We start from the raw sequence: 17,725 nt of genomic DNA, 5'->3' as shown, positions 1-17,725 counted from the left end.
TGCGTCCTACGGCGCCTGCAGCGCCGGCCGCAGGCTTGCGGCGTGCTGGCCCTTCGGCAACCGGCCCTGCACGCGCCAGCGTCCGTCGGCAGGGCCGAGGCGGATGTTCCAGTCGTGCCCCCCGTTGACCTCGGCCGCGACCCGCCAGCCCAGCTCGGTCGGCTGCAGCTGCAGGGCGATGTCGTGCCCCGCCGAGGTCGGGTGCAGCAGGTCCAGCCGCAGCGGCGCGCCCCGGTCGAAGTCGCCGCTGACCGGCAGCACCTCGACCGCGCCCTGTTCGGCGTCTATGCGGACGATCGCGCTCAGCTTCGCGGCCCGCGCGAACTCGTCCGGACCGAGATCGGCGGTCTGCACCTGCGCGGTACGGCGCACCGGGTCGGGCATGGTGTCGGTGCCGCCGTCGCCGCCGGCGATCACCACCATCGTGATGCCGCCGGCCACCGCCGCGGCGACCAGCGCGACCACCAGCCACACCACCGGCTGGCGCCAGGGCGAGGAGGGCGTTTCGTCGCCGTGCGGTGAGCGGGGGTCGTCGCCTTGCGGCGCTGGCGGATTGGCATTCATCACATCGGTCCGAAGAAGGTGCTGTCGGCGGTCTCGCGCACGTCGCCGTCGGCCGACTCGACGATGAAGCGGACCTCGTGGCGGCCGCCGACATTGGCCGGCGCGGACAGCTCCACCGGGATCGACAGCACTTGCCCGGCATCGGCCTCGACCCTGCGCTCGCCGCCGCGCAGCGTGATCCCCGCGTCGGCCTCGATCGCGACGGTGTAGACCTGCGCGTCCCGGGTCTTGTTGACCAGCTTCAGCGTGTAGCCGTTGTCGACGCCGTCGTTCACCACGCGGTAGAGCGCGTTGCGGTCGCGCAGCACGTCGACGATCAGCGGGCTGCGCGCGGCGATGCCCCAGGCCCAGCCGGCCACCAGCACCAGCAGCAGCGCGCCGTAGACCAGCAGCCGCGGGCGCAGGATCCGGCTCGGCTTGCCGTCGATCGCGTTCTGGGTCGAGTAGCGGATCAGCCCGCGTGGGTACCCCATCTTGCCCATCACGTCGTCGCAGGCATCGATGCAGGCGCCGCAGGCGATGCACTCGTACTGCAGGCCGTTGCGGATGTCGATGCCGACCGGGCAGACCTGCACGCACATCGTGCAGTCGATGCAGTCGCCGAGCTCCTCGGGTGCGAACTTCGGCAGCGGCGCGGCTTCCGCGCCCATGTCACCGAGCGTGATCGTGCCGGCCGCCTGCAGCCGGTTCTGCGCCGCGCTCGGGTGCCGACTGGCGCGGAACACGTAGTCGTAGGCGGTGCGCACGTCGAGCAGCCCGCGCGCGCGCTCGAGCACGCTGCCCAGGCCGCGCTTGCGCGGGCCACGCGGTTCGCCGCGCATCGGGTCGTAGGCGATGATCAGGGTATTGCGGTCGAACATCGCGCTCTGGAAGCGCGCGTACGGGCACATGTACTTGCACACCTGCTCGCGCAGGAAGCCGGCGTTGCCCCAGGTCGCCAGCGCGTAGAACAGCACCCAGAACACTTCCCAGCCGTTCCACTGGTACGGCCACAGCCGCGCACCGAGCCCGGTGATCGGGGTGAAGAAGCCGACGAAGGTGAAGCCGGTCCACAGCGCAAACGCCAGCCACAGCGCGTGCTTGGCGCCCTTGCGCAGGACCTTCTCGCGCGTCCACGGGCCGGCATCGAGCTTCATGCGCCTGGCGCGGTCGCCCTCGGTCCAGCGCTCCATCCACAGGAACACTTCCGTCCACACCGTCTGCGGGCAGGCGTAGCCGCACCACAGCCGCCCGGCCAGCGCGGTGACGAAGAACAGCGTCAGCGCCAGGATGATCAGCAGCATCGCCAGCAGGCTGAAGTCCTGCGGCCAGAAGGTCAGCCCGAACACGTGGAACTGTCGCGCCGGCAGGTCGAACAGCACCGCCTGGCGCCCGTCCCACTGCAGCCACGGGAACAGGTAGTACATGCCCAGCAGCCAGAACACCGCGGCCTTGCGCAGCCAGTCGAAACGGCCGCGCACGTCGCGCGGATACACCTTGCGCTCGCTGACGTACAGCGAGTCGCCACCCGCGTCGCGGGCGGGTTCGAGCAGGTCGATGTCGATTTTCTTGTTCACGTTTCCTGCGTGTTGCCTAGTCGCGGGGCAACGCCTTGTTGAAGCGGCTGGCGGGTCTTAGCAGCCACCAGGTGAACAGGCTCGACGACGCCGTCGCCAGCCAGAACATGAAGAAGCCGATCGTGTAGCCCAGCCCGCGGGTCAGCGGCACCCGCGCGAAGGTCATGTCGCGCAGCTCGAGCGGGTCGACGAAGGCGAAGAACACCATCGTGGCCACACCGGCGGCGAAGAAGCTCGGCCACAGGATCGCGCCGAGCCGCTGCGCCAGTGGGCGCGGCGGGTGGTCGAACGGTGCCGGCGCGTGCACGCTCAAGGCGCCGGTTCCGCCGCGGCGGTGGAGGTGGCGCCGGCGGACGCATCGGCGGGCGCACCGGCCGGGTTGGACAGCGACCAGACGTAGGCCGCGACCAGCCGCGCCCGGGTCTCGCCGAGCAGCTCGCCGTGCGCCGGCATCACCCCGTGGCGGCCCTGGGTGATCGTCTCGCGCAGGCTCGCCTTGCTGCTGCCGTACATCCAGTACTCGTCGGTCAGATCGGGCGCGCCCATTGCGACGTTGCCCTTGCCCTCGATGCCGTGGCAGGCCACGCACACGCCTTCGTACAGGGTCTTGCCGCGCGCGGCCATGTAGTCGTTGCGCAGCGACTGGTCGGCGCTGGCGAGGGTGCGCACGTAGGCGATCACGTAGTCGACCGCGTGCTCGCCGCCCATGCCGGTCAGCACCGTGCCCCACTCGGGCATGATCCCGTCGCGGCCGTCCATCACCGTCTGCAGTACCTGTTCGGGCTCGCCGCCCCAGTGCCAGATGTCGTCGGACAGGTTCGGGTAGCCGATCGCGCCCTGCGCCGAGGAACCGTGGCAGGTCGCGCAGGTGTTGGAGAAGATCGAGCGGCCCAGCGCCAGCGCGGTCCCGTCGGCCGCCAGTACCGGCAGCGGCGCGTTGCGGTACGGCGCGAACGTCTCGTCCAGGCGTGCGTCGGCGGCGGCCTTGTCGAGCGCGTGCTCACGCGCCGAGCTCCACTCGCCGACGCCCGGGATCGTGCCCAGGCCGCCGTACCAGACGGTGTAGCCGATGCCGAACGCGATCGCGATGTAGAAGCCGTTGATCCACCAGCGCGGCATCGGCTTGTTGTACTCGGTGATGTCCTCGTCCCAGTAGTGGCTGGTCTCCTCGGGCTTCGGATCGCCCGGGCGGCGCTTGGCCGTCCACCACAGCAGCCAGGCCACGCCGAGGATGTTGAGCACCGCCAGCGCGGCGACGAACCAGTTCCAGCCCGCGCTCATGCCCGCGGCTCCCGGTCACGCTCCGCCCGCGGCGCCGCGTCCTCGTCCAGCGCCAGCCGCGCGGTGGCTTCGAAAGCCTGCTTGTGGCGTGGCTGCCAAGCCCAGACCCAGACGGCCACGAACAGCAGCGTCAGCGCGATCGTGATGATTCCCGACAACATGTCCTCAGCCTCCGCGCGGTGCGTGCTTGCCGAGCGCCTGCAGATAGGCGACGACGGCATCGAGTTCGGTCTTGCCGGCGACGTCGCCGGCGGCGCTGGCGATCTCCTCGTCGGAGTACGGATCGCCCAGGTGCTGCAGCGCCTGCATGCTCATGGTGACCTGCGCGGCGTCGACCGGGGTCGTTTCCAGCCACGGGAACGCGGGCATATTCGATTCCGGCACCACCGCGCGCGGGTCGACCAGGTGCACGCGGTGCCAGTCGTCGGAGTAGCGCCCGCCGACGCGCGCCAAGTCCGGGCCGGTGCGCTTGGAGCCCCACTGGAACGGCCGGTCGTAGACCGACTCACCGGCCAGCGAGTAGTGGCCGTAGCGCTCGGTCTCGAAGCGCAGGGTGCGGACCATCTGCGAGTGGCAGTTGTAGCAGCCCTCGCGTACGTACACGTCGCGCCCGGCCAGTTCCAGCGCCGGGTAGGGCTTGACCCCCGGCAGCGGCTTGATCGCCTCGGCCTGGTACATCAGCGGCACGATCTCGGCCAGCCCGCCCAGCGACACCGCCACCGCCACCAGCACCGCCAGCAGGCCGATGTTCTTCTCGATCTTCTCGTGTCCAAGACTCATCTGTCTGTCCTCAGGCCCGGGCCGACCCGGGGTGCGGCGCCAGCACCGGGTGGCGCGCCGGCTCCGACGCCGACTGCCAGGTGCGGTAGAGGTTCCACGCCATCAGGCACATGCCGCCGACGATCATCAGCCCGCCCAGCAGGCGGCCCAGGTAATACGGATAGGTCGCCACCAGCGACTCGACGAAGCTGTAGGTCAGCGTTCCATCGCCGTTGGTCGCACGCCACATCAGGCCCTGGGTGATCCCGGCGATCCACATCGAGACGATGTAGAACACCACGCCGAGCGTGTGCATCCAGAAGTGCGCGTCGATCCATCGGGTCGAATGCATCTTCTCGACCCCGACCAGGCGCGGGTACAGCGAGTACACCGAGCCGACCGAGATCATCGCCACCCAGCCCAGGGTGCCGGCGTGCACGTGGCCGACGGTCCAGTCGGTGTAGTGGCTCAGCGAGTTGACCGTCTTGATCGACAGCAGCGGGCCTTCGAAGGTGGCGATCATGTAGAAGCTGATCGCCACGATCAGGAACTTCAGGATCGGGTCGGTGCGCAGCTTGTGCCACACGCCCGACAACGTGAGGATGCCGTTCATCGCGCCGCCCCAGCTCGGCGCCAGCAGGATCACCGAGAACACCATGCCGACCGACTGCGCCCAGTCCGGCAGCGCGGTGTAGTGCAGGTGGTGCGGGCCGGCCCACATGTAGATGGAGATCAGCGCCCAGAAATGCACGATCGACAGCCGGTACGAGTAGATCGGCCGCTGCGCCTGCTTGGGCACGAAGTAGTACATCATCGCCAGGTAGCCGACGGTCAGCAGGAACGCCACGGCGTTGTGGCCGTACCACCACTGCGCCATCGCATCGACCGCGCCGCTGTAGACCGGGTAGGACTTCCACATGCCGGCCGGGATCGCCAGGTTGTTGACGATGTGCAGCAGGCCGACCGCGATCACGTACGCGCCGTAGAACCAGTTGGCGACGTAGATGTGCTTGACCGTGCGACGGGCAATAGTGCCGAAGAACAGCCAGCCGTAGGCCACCCAGACGACCGCGATCAGGATGTCGAGCGGCCATTCCAGCTCGGCATATTCCTTGCCCTGGGTGAAGCCCATCGGCAGCGTGACCAGCGCGCCGACCATCGCCGCCTGCCAGCCCCAGAACACGAAGCTGGCCAGCCGGTCGCTGATCAGCCGTACGTGGCAGGTGCGCTGGACCACGTACAGCGAAGTCGCGAACAGCACCGAGCCGCCGAAGGCGAAGATCACCCCGTTGGTGTGCAGCGGCCGCAGCCGCCCGTAGCTGAGCCAGGCGGTGTCGAAGTTCAGCGCCGGCCAGTACAACTGGGCCGCGATGAACACGCCGACCGCCATGCCGACGATGCCCCAGAACATGGTCGCCACCACGAACTGGTGGACCACCTTGTCGTTGTAGAAGTCGCGTGCGGCGTCACGCACGAGTTTGCCCGCGGCGGCCGGTGCGGGAGCACCAGCCGCCGGGATGCGGTCTAACGCAGTCATGGCAGGGCCCTGGTTTTGCTGTCGCGGGTATTTTCGCGGCCGCGCTCCGCGCGCCGCTTGATCCAGATCAATTCCCCCGGGGGACCGCACGCGGCGGTATGGAGGAGAGTTCAGCTTAGGCCGACCGGATCAGTCGCCACAGACTCAAAAGTTCGGAAAAATGCCGGATCAGATGGTTCGTTCAGGTCGCCGCGAACGTACGAGTCCGCATCCGCGCGGAAGCGCGGCGGGGACGGTCAGCGCAGGTGACAAAAAGCCCGGCCGCGGGTGCGGACCGGGCCTTCCCCTGAACGGTGGCGATCACGCCAGGCGGGCTCCGTCCGCGGCGCTTGGACGCAACTGGTCGGCGAAGCCGTGGTTCACGTCGCGGTGGCCGGCCTCGTCGGCGCGCACCGCCAGCACCACCTCGCGCAGGCGGGCGTCGGCCGGCAGCTGCCAGTAGTCCCTGGCGATCTGCGGCGCCGGCACGTTCTCGACCCGGCCGCTGTCGATCTCCTGCAGGTACTGGCTGTAGCTGATCACCGCCTGCTCCTCGAAATAGCCGACCAGCCGGTGCGCGGTGCGCGCCGACACGATGTACAGCAGCAGGAAGAAGGTGAAGAACGCCGCCTGCGCGACCAGCACCAGCGCACGCTCGAGCCAGTTCGGGCGCGCGATCTCGATGAAGGTCATCAGGTGCATGCGTTCGTTCTCGGCCTCCTCCATCAGCGTGCGGATCCAGCCGCGGTCGCCGCGCATCCAGCGCAGGCAGCGCAGGTGCACCAGCGCCGCGCCGACCAGGCCCGGCACCGCGGCCACGGTCTCCAGCACGATCGCGCGGTTGCCGTAGCGCTTGGCGAAGAAAGTGTCGGCGAGGAAGCGCAGCCCGCGGGTGATGCCGTAGGCGACGCGGTCGGACCAGTCGCGGGTGCGGTGGTGGACGTCGAGGTCGACGGCGGCGGGGGTGTGGACGACGGGGGTGATCAGGACGTTCATGGGGACTCCAGGTTCAAGTGCGCCGTTGATTGGAGGGCGCCGCACCGGCGGATGCACCGGATGCGTGCATGGTCCGCCTGCCGCTCCGGTGCGCCCTTGATCGAAGTCAATTCCGGTCGGCGGCATTCAGCCGGCGGCAGGCCGGGGCTTGATCCATGTCAGGGCCGCCGCCGCGGCGCGGGTGTCTGCTGTGCGTGCCGGATGCACCGGCATGTACCGGAACGGGAGCACGACAATGAGCGACTTCGGGATCGGCGACCTGGGCGACTTCGAGCTGGCGCGGGCCGCCGGCGTGGTCGAGGCGATGCACGCGGCCGGGATGTCGCTGCGGGTGGCACGCGCGGGCCACGCCACGCAGGCGGCGATCGACGCGACCCTGGAGGACAGCTTCCCCGCCAGCGATCCGCCGGGCTGGACACTCGGGTGCCACGACCGGTGAGCGTCGCCGCGCGGATCATGCGTTTCGAAGGGCGGCGCGCGATCGAAGCGGTCGACGCCGGTTCGCTGCCTTCCGGGGCGCCGTGGTCGCCACCGCGATGTCGGCGGTAGGAGCGACGTAAGTCGCGACCGCGGAGGCGTGGCCGGGAATGCAGGGCTGGGCGCGGGACGCTGTGGCCCGAAGGCGGCTCCGGATGCCGTCGCGGGGGCCGGTGGTGCTGAACCGTTCGATCTCCCTGCGCGGTCGCGACTCACGTCGCTCCTACCATTCGGGCCCGGGCCGGTCGCGGGCTTTTGTAGGAGCGGCTTCAGCCGCGATCGGGAGCCGGCGCGGGTGGACCATCATCCGATCGCGGCTGAAGCCGCTCCTACAGGAGCCCGGGCGATGCGCGGGACACACGCGCGCCTTCGCATCGGCCCGGATCGAAGGCTCATCGCACCTGGTGCCACCCCCACTCGCCGGCGTCTCCCTCGGCGCGGCGCGTCAGTTGAGTACGCCATACAGGAAGCCGAGGGGATGGTGGGCACGGGCAATCGTGTAGACCATGCCGAAGGTCGCCAGCGCGGCGACGTAGCAGGCGGCCTTCACCGCCTGCGTGCGGCCGCGCTTGATCGCGAACACGCCCAGCACGATGTAGACCACCAGCAACACGACCTTCGCCGTCAGCCAGCCGTTGGCGAACAGCGCGCCGGGCAGGATCGTCAGCAGCATCAGCGCCGCCGTCAGCAGGCAGGTGTCGACCGTGTAGCTGGTCCAGCGCACCGCGATCCAGTGCGGCCAGCGCATGCCGGCCAGCACCCCGGCGCCGCGCAGGGCGAAGATCGCGCCGCTGCACAGGGCCAGGAAGATGTGCGCCATCTTGATCTGCGGGTAGAACTCGATCATCGCTTGCTCCTCCTGCGGGCGGGCTCAGCCCGGCTTGCCGTCGGCGCGCGGCGCCAGGTAGATCCGTCCGATCCGCGCCACCCACGGCGCGAACGCGACAAGCCACCCGATCGCCGCCACCGCGTGCCACGCCATCGCGTCCGGCAGCACCTCGGCGCCGACGCGGATCGCCGCGACCCCCTGGATCGCCACGAACGCGAACCACGCCGCCGCCGGCATCACCAGTGGCCGCCCGGAGTGGCCCTGGGTCACGCGGGTGACCATCGCCACCAGCACGCTGCCGAAGAAGCCGACGAACAGCGCGTGCGCCGGCCCGCGGCCGAGCCAGTACACCCCGGTCAGCTCATAGGCGATGCTCTGGCCGAGGTACAGCGCAAAGGCCAGCGGCAGCCACGCCATGCCGATGAACAGCACCGACAGGATTCCGGGCTTGTCGCCGCGCGGCCACCAGCGCCACAGCATCAACGCGGTGAGCGCCAGCAGCGGCGCGTCGACCAGCCACAGCCAGCCGTACGCGTGCAGCAGCTCCAGCACCAGGTGGCCCAGCGCGAGCGGCCAGAACGCCGCCAGCAGCCACAGCGGCTTCCACTGCCGGTAGCCCGGCACCACCCGGCTGGCGAAGAACGGGAACATCCGGTGGGCGACGGTCAGGTACACCGGCAGCAGCAGCCCGAAGCTGCCGATCTTGATGCTCGCGAACGCCCACAGCGGCGAGGCGCCGAGCACGAACGCGGTCCAGCACAGCAGGCCGGCCAGCCCCAGCACCATCGCCGCCAGGCACGAACGCGCGTGCCAGGTGGCGCTGCGATCGCGCCACACCAGCGCACCGAGAACCAGCAGCCCGGCCAGCCAGCCGCCCAGGGTCAGCAGCAGGCCGACCACGATGCCGGCGTCCCAGCCGACCAAGCCGAGCACGGTCGCCAGTTGCCCGCCGAACAGGCCTGCGCCGACCGGCACATAGCGCCAGCGGTCCACGTCCGGCAGGCCCATCCATTTGGGAAAGGTGGTCAGCAGGAAGCCGAAGAAGAAGCTCGGCAGCATCTGGTACTGCATCACGAACGCATGCAGCCAGCCGGCGTAGGGATCGGGCTGCGGCATCGCCAGCCCGGGCCAGCGTGCGGACGCCAGCCACGCCGCCCACCACGCCATCGCCAGCAGCAGGTTGGTCGCGCCGATGAAGAACATCAGCCGGTGCGGTGCCTCGGCGAGCTGGCGTGGTGACAGTGCGGAGGGCGGAGTCAGCGGGGGCGTCGGTCGTGTGTCCATGGTGTCCAGAGTGGCCTCGGTCGGCGATGGCCGCATTGATCCAGATCAGTAGTGCTGGCCTGCCTTTCCGGAACCGCAAAACAGGACGGGGCGCACCAGACGCCCCGTCACTGCGGATCCGTCAGCGGTCGTGGGTGTCGGCCACGCCCTCGCCGATCTCCTCGCGCCGCGGCGCGACCCACAGCCGCAGCACGAACCAGGCCAGTGCCACGGCGCCGACGCTGAAGATCGTGTCGCCCGGCACCCGCATCCACACCAGCAGGTCGACGATGGGCTTCTGCATGAACTCGGCCGAGCGCGCATACGCATAGCCGTGCTCGATCGCCGCCAGCAGCTGCATCGTGCCGAGCGGCAGCAGGGTCAGCGCCGCCATCAGCGCCAGGCCGATGTTGAGCGCCCAGAACGACAGCCTCAGCGCGCCGGTGTTCCACACCATCTGCCCGCGCAGGCCGCGCATGCAGAACAGCACCAGCGCGATGCCGAGCATGCCGTACACGCCGAACAGCGCGGTGTGGCCGTGCAGCGGGGTCAGGTTGAGGCCCTGCATGAAGTACAGCGACAGCGGCGGATTGATCAGGAAGCCGAACAGGCCGGCGCCCACCAGGTTCCAGAACGACACCGCCAGGAAGAACAGGATCGGCCACTTGTAGCGGACCATCCACGGGGTCGCCTGGCCCAGCTTGTAGGTGTGGTACGCCTCGAAGCCGATGTAGGCCAGCGGCACCACTTCCAGCGCACTGAAGCTCGCGCCCAGCGCCACCACCGAGGTCGGCGTTCCGATGAAGTACAGGTGGTGCAGGGTGCCCAGTACGCCGCCGGCCATGAACACGATGGTCGCGAACAGCACGGCGACGGTCGCCGTCGAGGTCTTGATCAGGCCCAGGCGGGTGAAGATCAGCGCCATCACCGCGGTCGCGAAGACCTCGAAGAAGCCCTCGACCCACAGGTGCACCAGCCACCAGCGCCAGTACTCCACTTCGGAGATGTGGGTGTGCTCGCCCCACATCAGCGCCGAGGCGAAGAACAGACCGATGCAGACGGTGGACAGGAACAGCAGCCCGACGATGTGGCGCGACTCGCTGGCTTTGCCGTCGGCGCCGCGGTCACCGCGCAGGATCGGCCACAGCGAGCGTCCGACCAGGGTCAGCCACAGCAGCAGGCCGATGAACAGGTACCACTGCCAGAACCGGCCCATGTCGGCGTATTCCCAGCCCTGGTGTCCGAACCAGAAGTTGTTCTCCAGTCCGAGCTTCTGCATGACCGCCAGCCACTGGCCGGCGAACGAACCGACCACGATCACGATCAGGCTGATAAACAGGAAGTTGACCCCGAAACGCTGGAACTTCGGCTCGTGCCCGGACAGCGCCGGGGCGATGTACAGGCCGGTGCCCAGCCACGCCACCGCGATCCACAGCACCGCCAGCTGGGTGTGCCAGGTCCGGGTGATCGAATACGGCAGCACGTCGGCCAGGGCGAAGCCGTATGCCTCCTGGCCCTCGACCTGGTAGTGCGCGGTGATCGCGCCGAGCAGGATCTGGGTCAGGAACAAGGCCAGCACCAGCCAGAAGTACTTGGCGGTGGCGCGCATTGACGGGGTGATCCGCAGCGCCGCGAACGGGTCGCGCGCCGGGACGGTGTGCGGCTCCTCGCCGCGCCCGTGGGTGACCGCGTGGTGCCAGCCGAGCAGGGCGATGCCGAGGATCAGGAACAGCACGCTGAAGGCCGACCAGACCCACATCGACGGTGGCGGACGGTTGCCGATCAGCGGCTCGCTCGGCCAGTTGTTGGTGTAGGTGACGCGATGCGGCTGCACACCAGCCTGTTCGGGCGAGAGGGTCTCGCCCTCGGCCCGCGGCCGCTCGGTCGCCGCCGCCCACGCCGTCCACCAGAAGAACGCGGTCATCGCACGCCGGTGTCCGGAGTCCGGGATCGTGTCGTTCTTCATCGCGTAGGCTTCGCGCAGCTCCGCGGTCGCCGGATCGTTGCCGAACAGGCTTTCGTAGTGCGCGGCCACGTTGGAGATCGCCAATGCGCGGTCGGCGGTGAGCGTGACCGTGCCCGTCTGCGGGTCGTAGGTGTTCTCGCGCATCATCGCCTGCAGGCGGCCCTGCAGCCGTGCGCGCTCCTCGGCCGGCAGTTGTGCGTAGGTGGCCGCGCCTCCTTCCTCGCGCGCCCACAGGTCGAGCACGCCGACCGCCTCGCGGTGCAGCCAGTCCGCGCTCCAGTCCGGTGCGACATAGCCGCCGTGGCCCCAGATCGAACCCAGTTGCATGCCGCCGATCGACTGCCAGACCTGTCGGCCGCGCTGGATGTCGTCCCTGGTGTAGATCACGTCACCCTGTTCGGTGACGACGCGTTCGGGCACCGGTGGCGCGGCGCGGAAGATCTCCGCCCCCGACCACAGCAGTACGGCGAACGACGAGACCAGCAGGACTGCGAGTGCAATCCATAACTTGCGGGTGCTGCTCATGACGATCTCCCGATGATGTCGACGAGATGGTTGCCCGCGTCGGCCGCTTGCTCCTTGATTCAGGTCAAACCCGCGCCGTATGCACCGGCTCCGGTCGGCCGCCCGAACCCGGCCGATGCTGGCCAGAGCGGTGTTGGCGGGAGATGAACGGCGGATGGCTGGGGTGTGTCCGCGTCAGTGGTCGCGCGTCCACGCTCGCCGTGCGGGCTTTTGCAGGAGCGGCTTCAGCCGCGATCGTGGAGCCGGCGCGGGGCGACTAGCCGCGCAGCACCGGTTCGGCGAGTTCTTCCAGCCGGTCCCGGTCGACCAGTTCCAGCTCGCGGCGGTCGACCTGCAATGCGCCGTCCTGCTGGAAGCGGCGCAGCACCCGGCTGACCGTTTCGGGGGCCAGCCGGAGGTAGTTGGCGATGTCGGTGCGCGCCATGGTCAGCTGGAAGCGGTTGGGCGAGAACCCGCGCGCGGCCAGCCGGCGCGACAATCCGACCAGGAACGCGGCCATGCGCTGGTCGGCGCTCCAGTCGCCGGCCAGCAGCGCGGCGCGGCCGATGTCGCGGCTGAGCAGGCGGAACAGGTGCCGCTGCAGGCCCGGCAACTGGCCGGCCAGCACCGAGATCTTCGGGAACGAAAACCGGCACAGCATCACCGTGTCCAGCGCGACCGCGTTGCACGGGTAGTGCTCGCCGTCGATCGCGTTGAGGCCGATGACCTCGCCGGGCAGGTGGAAGCCAAGCACGTGCTCGCGGCCGTCGCGGTCGACGACGTAGGTCTTGACCGTGCCGGCGCGTACCGCGGCGATGGCCTCGAAGTCGTCGCCCTCGCGGAAGATGTGGTCGCCGGCGTGAAACGGGCCGACGTGCTCGACCAGCATGTGCAGGTCCATCAGGCCGCTCTTGTCCATCCCCTCGGCCAGGCAGGCCTGCGAGAACGCGCAGGTCGAGCAGAAGTGCAGTTCGTCGCCGTCGTCGGACAGCGTGCGCGCGTCCTGCCGCGGGAACGCGGTCGGAGTCACCCGGCTTTCCATGCGCCCCTCAGATCGCGCGGGAAAAGCGCGGGGTGGCCACGTCGGCGCGCCGCTCGGGCGAGGGGCTGTCCAGGTAATGGTCGAAGCACATCGCCATGTTACGCAGCAGCAGGCGGCCGCGCGAGGTGGCGGCGATGCGGCCGGGCTCGATCCGCACCAGCCCGTCGTCCGCCAGCGGCCGCAGGCGCTCCAGCGCGATGGCGAAATAGTCGTCGAAATCGATGAGGTAACGCCGTTCCAGTGCGCCGATCGGGATCTCGCCCTGGCACATCAGGCGCTGGATCAGGTCGGCGCGCAGCTGGTCGTCCTCGCTCAGGCGCATGCCGCGGAACACCGGCAGCCGTCCCTCGTCGAGCGCGATCTGCCAGCTCGGCAGGTCGCGCGGGTTCTGGCTGAAGCTGTCGCCGATGTGGCTGATCGCGCTGACCCCGAGGCCGACCAGGTCGGTGTCGGCGTGGGTGGTGTAGCCCATGAAGTTGCGGTGCAGGCCGCCGCGCTGCTGGGCGGTGGCGAGGTCGTCGTCGGGCAGGGCGAAATGGTCCATGCCGATGTAGACGTAACCGGCCGCGGTGAGCTTCTCGATGGCGAGCTGCAGCAGGCCGAGCTTGTCGGTCGCCGAAGGCAGGTCGGCGGCGTCGATCTGGCGTTGCGCCTTGAACATCTCCGGCAGGTGCGCATAGCTGTACACCGCCAGCCGGTCCGGGCGCGCGGCGACCACGGTGTCGAGCGTGCGCGAGAAACCGGCGTGGTTCTGCTTCGGCAGCCCGTAGATCAGGTCGACGTTGACCGAGCGCATGCCGTGGTTGCGGCAGGCATCGATGATCGCCACGGTCTCCTCGACCGACTGGATCCGGTTGACCGCCGCCTGCACCGCCGGGTCGAAGTCCTGCACGCCGAGGCTGGCGCGGTTGAAGCCGATCTTCGCCAGTTCGGCGACGTCGTCGGGCTTTACGAAGCGCGGATCGAGCTCGATCGACAGGTCACGCTCGCGCGAATCGGAGAAGCGGAAGTGGCTGCGCAGTGTCTCCACCACCTCGGCCAGCTGCACCGGCGACAGGAAGTTCGGCGTGCCGCCGCCGAAGTGCAGCTGGATCACCTCGCGGTCGCGGTCGAACAACTGGGCCATCATCGCGATCTCGCGGTACAGGCGGACCAGGTAGGTCTCGCCGCGCGCCAGGTCGCGGGTGATGATGCGGTTGCAGCCGCAGTAGAAGCATGGGCTCATGCAGAACGGCACGTGCACGTACAGCGACAGCCGCCGCGGAATCGGGTCGCCGTTGCTCGCGGCCGCCGCCTCTCGCAGCTCGGCCTCGCCGAATGCGCCGGTGAACTGCGGGGCGGTCGGGTACGAGGTGTAGCGCGGACCGGGTCGGTCGTAACGGCGCAGCAGCTCGGCGTCGAAGGCGGGGGTGGTGTCCATGGCGCCAGACTAGGCACGCGACGCCCGCGGGGCCTTGATCCCGATCAATTCCGCCGGGACGGTTCACCCGCCAGCGGCAACCCGAGCGGACGGCGCTGGCTGTCGAGCCCGAGCCCGTATTTCAGGCTGCGGCCGATCCGCTCGGCGTAGTCCAGCAGCACGGCGGCGTTGTCCGCGTCGAGCACCTCCAGGGTGGTCTCGCGCCACAGCGCCAGCCAATGGTCGAAGTGCGCCGCGTCGATCGGGTGGGGCCGGTGCATCGCCATCGGGTTGCCGCGATAGCGGCCGGTCTTGAGCGCCACCGACGACCAGAAGTCGACCAGTGTCGCCTTGTGCTCGTCCCAATCGTGCACGGCCGGGTTGAACACCGGGCCGAGTTCGGGGTCGCGCCGGACCTTCTCGTAGAAGCGGTCGACCAGCCGTGCGAGGTCGGCTTCGGTCAGGGGGTGGGAATCACTCATGGCGGGCTCCGGAAACGAACGCGGCGGCCGGCCGATGGGTCGCATCGGCGGCCGCCGCTGCCGGCAGGTGGCCGGATGGCGGGGAATGTCAGCTTCCCAGCGTCAGCGTGCCCTTCATGATGGACGAGTGGCCCGGGAAGGTGCAGATGAAGCTGTACTGCTCTCCGGCCCTGAGGCGGGCGACCGGGATCTTGACCGTGGTCGACTCGCCACCGCCGATCACCTTGCTGGCGGCGATGACGCGGGCGTCGCCGGCCTTGAGGTAGTTGGCGTCGGCGCCGGCCTTCATGCCGTCGGCATTGATGCCCGCGATGTCGGCGGCCTTGCCGACCACGAAGTTGTGGCCCATGACGGTCCTGGGCAGCTGTCCGGTGTGCTTCAGGGTGACGGTGAAGTCCTTGCACGAGGCGGGCACCGTCAGGCTGCTGGTGGTGAACTTCATCGCGTCGGTGCTCTCGACCGTCGCGCTGCAGGTGGCGGCGCTGGCCGGGCCGGCCAGGGACATCGCCGGCAGGGCCACGGCACCCAGCACGGCAGCGAGGGAAAGCTTGCGGATCATTGTCTTGCTCCAGTGGGGTTGTTCGCTTCGATGGGTGCAGTGTCGCGCGGGACCGGCCGGCAGGACTTGATCCAGATCAGGGCGGCGGCACATCGCCGGCTGGAGCATGCATGCACGCCGAAGGCCTTCTCCCCACGCCCAAGAGGACGGCTCGTGCCGCACGTCGTCACCGAGAACTGCATCAACTGCAAGCACACCGACTGCGTCGAGGTGTGCCCGGTCGACTGCTTCCACGAAGGCCCCAACTTCCTGGTGATCGACCCGGTCGAATGCATCGACTGCACGCTGTGCGTGGACGAGTGCCCGGTGGGCGCAATCTACCCGGAGGCCGACATCCCGGCGGGCCAGGAGGTGTTCATCGCGATCAACGCCGAACTGGCGCCGCTGTGGCCGGTGATCGACAAGCGGATCCCGGCCATGCCGGACGCAGCGCGGTGGGACGGCGTGCCGAACAAGCTGGACCTGCTGATCCGCCAGGCCACCGTGCCGGATCCGGAACCCTGAGGACCGAACCATGGAATGCCGCATCGCCCCGTCCGCACCGCTGCCCGGCCCCGCAAGGATCGAGGACGCGCTGCTCGACGCCGACCCCGCCGCGGTGTTCGACATCGACCCGGCCGGTGGCCTGCGGATCGCCAGTTCGCTCGACGTCGACCACCTGCGCGCGTTGCTGCGCAGGCTCGGATGCGAAGTCTCACGCGGGCAGGTGGAGGTGATGCCCGCGATCTGTTGCGGTGGCTGCAGCGGGTAGTGCCGGGCCAGGGCCGTACCAGTGCTCCCACTGGACCGTGGGCACAAAAAAACCCGCGAAATCGCGGGCTTGCGTGTGTTCCCTGATGGTGGCTACGGGTGGACTCGAACCACCGACCCCAGCATTATGAGTGCTGTGCTCTAACCGGCTGAGCTACGTAGCCACGGGGAACCGCGAATTTTTCCTCCCGGCGGCCGGCTTGTCAATCCTCGCCGGCCAGTCGCGTCCCGCGCTTGTCGTCCCCCGGGGGGCGTGGCAGAGTCGGGCACAGTGACGCAAGTCAGTCGATTCAGGAGTCCGCATCGTGATCGATCCGGACGGTTTCAGACCCAACGTCGGCATCGTCCTGATGCATCCCGACGGCCGCCTGTTCTGGGCCCGCCGCGTCCGCCGTGATGGCTGGCAGTTCCCGCAGGGCGGGATGAACAGCGACGAAACGCCGCTGGAGGCGATGTACCGCGAACTGCGCGAGGAGACCGGCCTGCTGCCCGAGCACGTGGAGGTGCTGGGCGCGACGCCCGGGTGGCTGCGTTACCGGCTCCCCCAGCGCGCGATCCGCCGCAACGACCACCTGGTGTGCATCGGCCAGAAGCAGGTCTGGTTCCTGTTGAGGCTGACCGGCCGCGAGACCGACCTGCGGCTGGACCTGACCGACAAGCCCGAGTTCGACCACTGGCGCTGGGTCGACTTCTGGTATCCGCTGGAGCACGTCGTGGTGTTCAAACGCGGCGTGTACGCCCGCGCGTTGCGGCACCTGGCGCCGTTCGCGCAGCGCGTGGCGGGGTCGCAGGCGGTGCCGCTGCCCGGTCCGGAGTCGCGCTCCCACGGCGGCTGGAGCCGGCACCGCGCACGTCCCCGGCCGGCGCGGCGCGGAGACGGCGGTTCGGCCCCTGTTAATTGACAATCATTCTCATTCGTAGTGGAATCCGGGCTGCAGCGATCCGCTGCACGCCGGGACGACCACGTGTACGTCTGCATCTGCAACGGGGTGACCGACCACGACATCCGCCGCGCGGCGGAGGCCGGCTGCAGGACGATGGCCGAGTTGACCATGCGGACGGGCGCCGGCGCGACCTGCGGCAGCTGCGTGGAGATGGCCACCGCCCTGCTGGAAGAAACCCGCGCCGCGTGCGCGCTGCCGTTGCCGGTGCTGCAGGACGCGGCCTGACCGCGAGAACCGCGGTTGTGCGCGCCGACCGCCCGGCCCGCGGATGCACCTGATTCGCGTTCCATCATCGCCTTCGACCGCGCGCTAGAGTCACGCCATCCCCGCACCGGAGCATGGCGATGAAAGGCGACGCCAAGGTCATCGAATTCCTCAACAAGGCGCTCTACAACGAGCTGACCGCGATCAACCAGTACTTCCTGCACGCCAAGATGCTGAAGAACTGGGGCCTGAAGGAACTGGCCGAGCACGAGTACCACGAGTCGATCGACGAGATGAAGCACGCCGACAAGCTGTCGGAGCGCATCCTGTTCCTCGACGGCCTGCCGAATTTCCAGGCGCTGGGCAAGCTGCGCATCGGCGAAAACCCGCGCGAACTGCTGGCCTGCGACCTCGCCCTCGAGCTGGAAGCGCTGCCGCTGCTGCGGGACGCGATTGCCTATTGCGAGCAGATCAACGACTTCGTCAGCCGCAAGCTGTTCGCCGACATCCTCGAGTCCGAGGAAGAACACGTCGACTGGCTCGAGACCCAGCTGGCGCTGATCGACCGGATCGGCGAGCAGAACTACCTGGCGCGCCAGATCGAGGGCTGAGCCGGTAACAGCGGCTGCCCGGC

21 protein-coding genes and 1 tRNA gene are annotated in these 17,725 nt (G+C 69.2%); 6 read left to right on the top strand and 16 right to left on the bottom strand.

Going from position 1 to position 17,725, the window contains the following annotated elements; translation table 11 throughout:
* Positions 1-6 precede the first annotated feature (6 nt).
* From U8331_RS12890 to U8331_RS12855, 8 genes are all read right to left on the bottom strand, one after another.
* On the bottom strand, positions 7-564 hold the full coding sequence (locus U8331_RS12890) for a FixH family protein (protein ID WP_481131413.1): 558 nt from the start codon (positions 562-564) through the stop codon (positions 7-9).
* Positions 564-2,120: a 4Fe-4S dicluster domain-containing protein gene (locus U8331_RS12885; RefSeq protein WP_481131412.1), complete on the bottom strand. Its 1,557-nt coding sequence runs from the start codon at positions 2,118-2,120 to the stop codon at positions 564-566. The genes U8331_RS12890 and U8331_RS12885 overlap by 1 nt, the downstream gene beginning before the upstream one ends.
* Before the next feature lie 16 nt (positions 2,121-2,136).
* Positions 2,137-2,433, bottom strand: coding sequence for a hypothetical protein (locus U8331_RS12880; RefSeq protein WP_481131411.1), 297 nt, complete (start codon positions 2,431-2,433; stop codon positions 2,137-2,139).
* Positions 2,430-3,401, bottom strand: a complete 972-nt coding sequence (gene ccoP, locus U8331_RS12875) for a cytochrome-c oxidase, cbb3-type subunit III (RefSeq protein WP_481131410.1) — start codon at positions 3,399-3,401, stop codon at positions 2,430-2,432. The genes U8331_RS12880 and ccoP overlap by 4 nt, the downstream gene beginning before the upstream one ends.
* Positions 3,398-3,562: a cbb3-type cytochrome oxidase subunit 3 gene (locus U8331_RS12870; protein WP_481131409.1), complete on the bottom strand. Its 165-nt coding sequence runs from the start codon at positions 3,560-3,562 to the stop codon at positions 3,398-3,400. The genes ccoP and U8331_RS12870 overlap by 4 nt, the downstream gene beginning before the upstream one ends.
* A 4-nt stretch (positions 3,563-3,566) precedes the next feature.
* The gene (gene ccoO, locus U8331_RS12865) at positions 3,567-4,181 is read right to left on the bottom strand and encodes a cytochrome-c oxidase, cbb3-type subunit II (RefSeq protein ID WP_481131408.1); all 615 of its coding nucleotides are present in this window, start codon (positions 4,179-4,181) and stop codon (positions 3,567-3,569) included.
* A 10-nt stretch (positions 4,182-4,191) separates the two neighbouring features.
* Positions 4,192-5,571, bottom strand: a complete 1,380-nt coding sequence (ccoN, locus tag U8331_RS12860; RefSeq protein ID WP_481132989.1) for a cytochrome-c oxidase, cbb3-type subunit I — start codon at positions 5,569-5,571, stop codon at positions 4,192-4,194.
* Positions 5,572-5,997: 426 nt separating this feature from the next.
* Positions 5,998-6,672: an alternative oxidase gene (locus U8331_RS12855; protein WP_481131407.1), complete on the bottom strand. Its 675-nt coding sequence runs from the start codon at positions 6,670-6,672 to the stop codon at positions 5,998-6,000.
* A 235-nt stretch (positions 6,673-6,907) separates the two neighbouring features.
* Here U8331_RS12855 and U8331_RS12850 point away from each other — a divergent pair, with 235 nt between their 5' ends.
* Complete coding sequence (locus U8331_RS12850; RefSeq protein WP_481131406.1) at positions 6,908-7,111, top strand: hypothetical protein; 204 nt, start codon at positions 6,908-6,910, stop codon at positions 7,109-7,111.
* A 483-nt stretch (positions 7,112-7,594) separates the two neighbouring features.
* On the opposite strand, the gene U8331_RS12845 is transcribed toward U8331_RS12850, so the two are convergent.
* The 7 genes from U8331_RS12845 to azu form a co-directional block, all read right to left on the bottom strand.
* Positions 7,595-7,996: a SirB2 family protein gene (locus U8331_RS12845; RefSeq protein WP_481131405.1), complete on the bottom strand. Its 402-nt coding sequence runs from the start codon at positions 7,994-7,996 to the stop codon at positions 7,595-7,597.
* Between the two features lie 24 nt (positions 7,997-8,020).
* The gene (locus U8331_RS12840) at positions 8,021-9,262 is read right to left on the bottom strand and encodes an NnrS family protein (protein WP_481131404.1); all 1,242 of its coding nucleotides are present in this window, start codon (positions 9,260-9,262) and stop codon (positions 8,021-8,023) included.
* A 121-nt stretch (positions 9,263-9,383) separates the two neighbouring features.
* Complete coding sequence (locus tag U8331_RS12835; protein ID WP_481131403.1) at positions 9,384-11,732, bottom strand: nitric-oxide reductase large subunit; 2,349 nt, start codon at positions 11,730-11,732, stop codon at positions 9,384-9,386.
* A 256-nt stretch (positions 11,733-11,988) separates the two neighbouring features.
* Positions 11,989-12,753: a helix-turn-helix domain-containing protein gene (locus tag U8331_RS12830; protein WP_481131402.1), complete on the bottom strand. Its 765-nt coding sequence runs from the start codon at positions 12,751-12,753 to the stop codon at positions 11,989-11,991.
* Positions 12,754-12,760: 7 nt separating this feature from the next.
* Entirely contained in the window at positions 12,761-14,173 is a 1,413-nt protein-coding gene (hemN, locus tag U8331_RS12825; RefSeq protein WP_481131401.1) for an oxygen-independent coproporphyrinogen III oxidase, read from the bottom strand.
* A gap of 44 nt (positions 14,174-14,217) precedes the next feature.
* Positions 14,218-14,634: a group III truncated hemoglobin gene (locus U8331_RS12820; RefSeq protein ID WP_481131400.1), complete on the bottom strand. Its 417-nt coding sequence runs from the start codon at positions 14,632-14,634 to the stop codon at positions 14,218-14,220.
* A gap of 88 nt (positions 14,635-14,722) precedes the next feature.
* The gene (azu, locus tag U8331_RS12815) at positions 14,723-15,193 is read right to left on the bottom strand and encodes an azurin (protein WP_481131399.1); all 471 of its coding nucleotides are present in this window, start codon (positions 15,191-15,193) and stop codon (positions 14,723-14,725) included.
* A gap of 153 nt (positions 15,194-15,346) precedes the next feature.
* On the opposite strand from azu, the gene fdxA reads away from it, so the two are divergent.
* Both fdxA and U8331_RS12805 read left to right on the top strand, forming a co-directional pair.
* Complete coding sequence (gene fdxA, locus U8331_RS12810) at positions 15,347-15,697, top strand: ferredoxin FdxA (RefSeq protein ID WP_481131398.1); 351 nt, start codon at positions 15,347-15,349, stop codon at positions 15,695-15,697.
* Between the two features lie 10 nt (positions 15,698-15,707).
* Positions 15,708-15,944: a hypothetical protein gene (locus tag U8331_RS12805; protein WP_481131397.1), complete on the top strand. Its 237-nt coding sequence runs from the start codon at positions 15,708-15,710 to the stop codon at positions 15,942-15,944.
* Between the two features lie 86 nt (positions 15,945-16,030).
* On the opposite strand, the gene U8331_RS12800 is transcribed toward U8331_RS12805, so the two are convergent.
* Positions 16,031-16,107, bottom strand: a tRNA-Met gene (locus U8331_RS12800).
* Between the two features lie 141 nt (positions 16,108-16,248).
* Between U8331_RS12800 and U8331_RS12795 the strand changes: the two genes are divergently transcribed.
* The 3 genes from U8331_RS12795 to bfr all read left to right on the top strand — a co-directional run bounded on the left by U8331_RS12795 (position 16,249) and on the right by bfr (position 17,702).
* Complete coding sequence (locus U8331_RS12795) at positions 16,249-16,845, top strand: RNA pyrophosphohydrolase (protein ID WP_481131396.1); 597 nt, start codon at positions 16,249-16,251, stop codon at positions 16,843-16,845.
* A gap of 63 nt (positions 16,846-16,908) precedes the next feature.
* Entirely contained in the window at positions 16,909-17,112 is a 204-nt protein-coding gene (locus U8331_RS12790; protein WP_481131395.1) for a (2Fe-2S)-binding protein, read from the top strand.
* 119 nt (positions 17,113-17,231) lie between these two features.
* Positions 17,232-17,702 carry a bacterioferritin gene (gene bfr, locus U8331_RS12785; protein WP_481131394.1) on the top strand — a complete coding sequence of 157 codons (471 nt, stop codon included), beginning with the start codon at positions 17,232-17,234 and terminating at the stop codon, positions 17,700-17,702.
* The last annotated feature ends 23 nt before the right edge of the window (positions 17,703-17,725 follow it).

The sequence above is a fragment of the Lysobacter sp. CC-YZS074 genome (assembly GCF_056739745.1).
Note: the sequence above shows the minus strand (reverse complement) of the source record. Positions and strands in the feature narration are given on the sequence as shown.

What these genes read in the sequence shown, in the direction of transcription:
- U8331_RS12835 (WP_481131403.1), bottom strand. Translation starts at nt 11,732, where the DNA reads ATGAGCAGCACCCGCAAGTTATGGATTGCACTCGCAGTCCTGCTGGTC.
- U8331_RS12820 (WP_481131400.1), bottom strand. Translation starts at nt 14,634, where the DNA reads ATGAGTGATTCCCACCCCCTGACCGAAGCCGACCTCGCACGGCTGGTC.
- U8331_RS12850 (WP_481131406.1), top strand. Translation starts at nt 6,908, where the DNA reads ATGAGCGACTTCGGGATCGGCGACCTGGGCGACTTCGAGCTGGCGCGG.
- U8331_RS12855 (WP_481131407.1), bottom strand. Translation starts at nt 6,672, where the DNA reads ATGAACGTCCTGATCACCCCCGTCGTCCACACCCCCGCCGCCGTCGAC.
- U8331_RS12890 (WP_481131413.1), bottom strand. Translation starts at nt 564, where the DNA reads ATGAATGCCAATCCGCCAGCGCCGCAAGGCGACGACCCCCGCTCACCG.
- U8331_RS12845 (WP_481131405.1), bottom strand. Translation starts at nt 7,996, where the DNA reads ATGATCGAGTTCTACCCGCAGATCAAGATGGCGCACATCTTCCTGGCC.
- ccoO (WP_481131408.1), bottom strand. Translation starts at nt 4,181, where the DNA reads ATGAGTCTTGGACACGAGAAGATCGAGAAGAACATCGGCCTGCTGGCG.
- hemN (WP_481131401.1), bottom strand. Translation starts at nt 14,173, where the DNA reads ATGGACACCACCCCCGCCTTCGACGCCGAGCTGCTGCGCCGTTACGAC.
- U8331_RS12840 (WP_481131404.1), bottom strand. Translation starts at nt 9,262, where the DNA reads ATGGACACACGACCGACGCCCCCGCTGACTCCGCCCTCCGCACTGTCA.
- ccoN (WP_481132989.1), bottom strand. Translation starts at nt 5,571, where the DNA reads ATGTTCTGGGGCATCGTCGGCATGGCGGTCGGCGTGTTCATCGCGGCC.
- U8331_RS12870 (WP_481131409.1), bottom strand. Translation starts at nt 3,562, where the DNA reads ATGTTGTCGGGAATCATCACGATCGCGCTGACGCTGCTGTTCGTGGCC.
- U8331_RS12830 (WP_481131402.1), bottom strand. Translation starts at nt 12,753, where the DNA reads ATGGAAAGCCGGGTGACTCCGACCGCGTTCCCGCGGCAGGACGCGCGC.
- ccoP (WP_481131410.1), bottom strand. Translation starts at nt 3,401, where the DNA reads ATGAGCGCGGGCTGGAACTGGTTCGTCGCCGCGCTGGCGGTGCTCAAC.
- U8331_RS12805 (WP_481131397.1), top strand. Translation starts at nt 15,708, where the DNA reads ATGGAATGCCGCATCGCCCCGTCCGCACCGCTGCCCGGCCCCGCAAGG.
- bfr (WP_481131394.1), top strand. Translation starts at nt 17,232, where the DNA reads ATGAAAGGCGACGCCAAGGTCATCGAATTCCTCAACAAGGCGCTCTAC.
- azu (WP_481131399.1), bottom strand. Translation starts at nt 15,193, where the DNA reads ATGATCCGCAAGCTTTCCCTCGCTGCCGTGCTGGGTGCCGTGGCCCTG.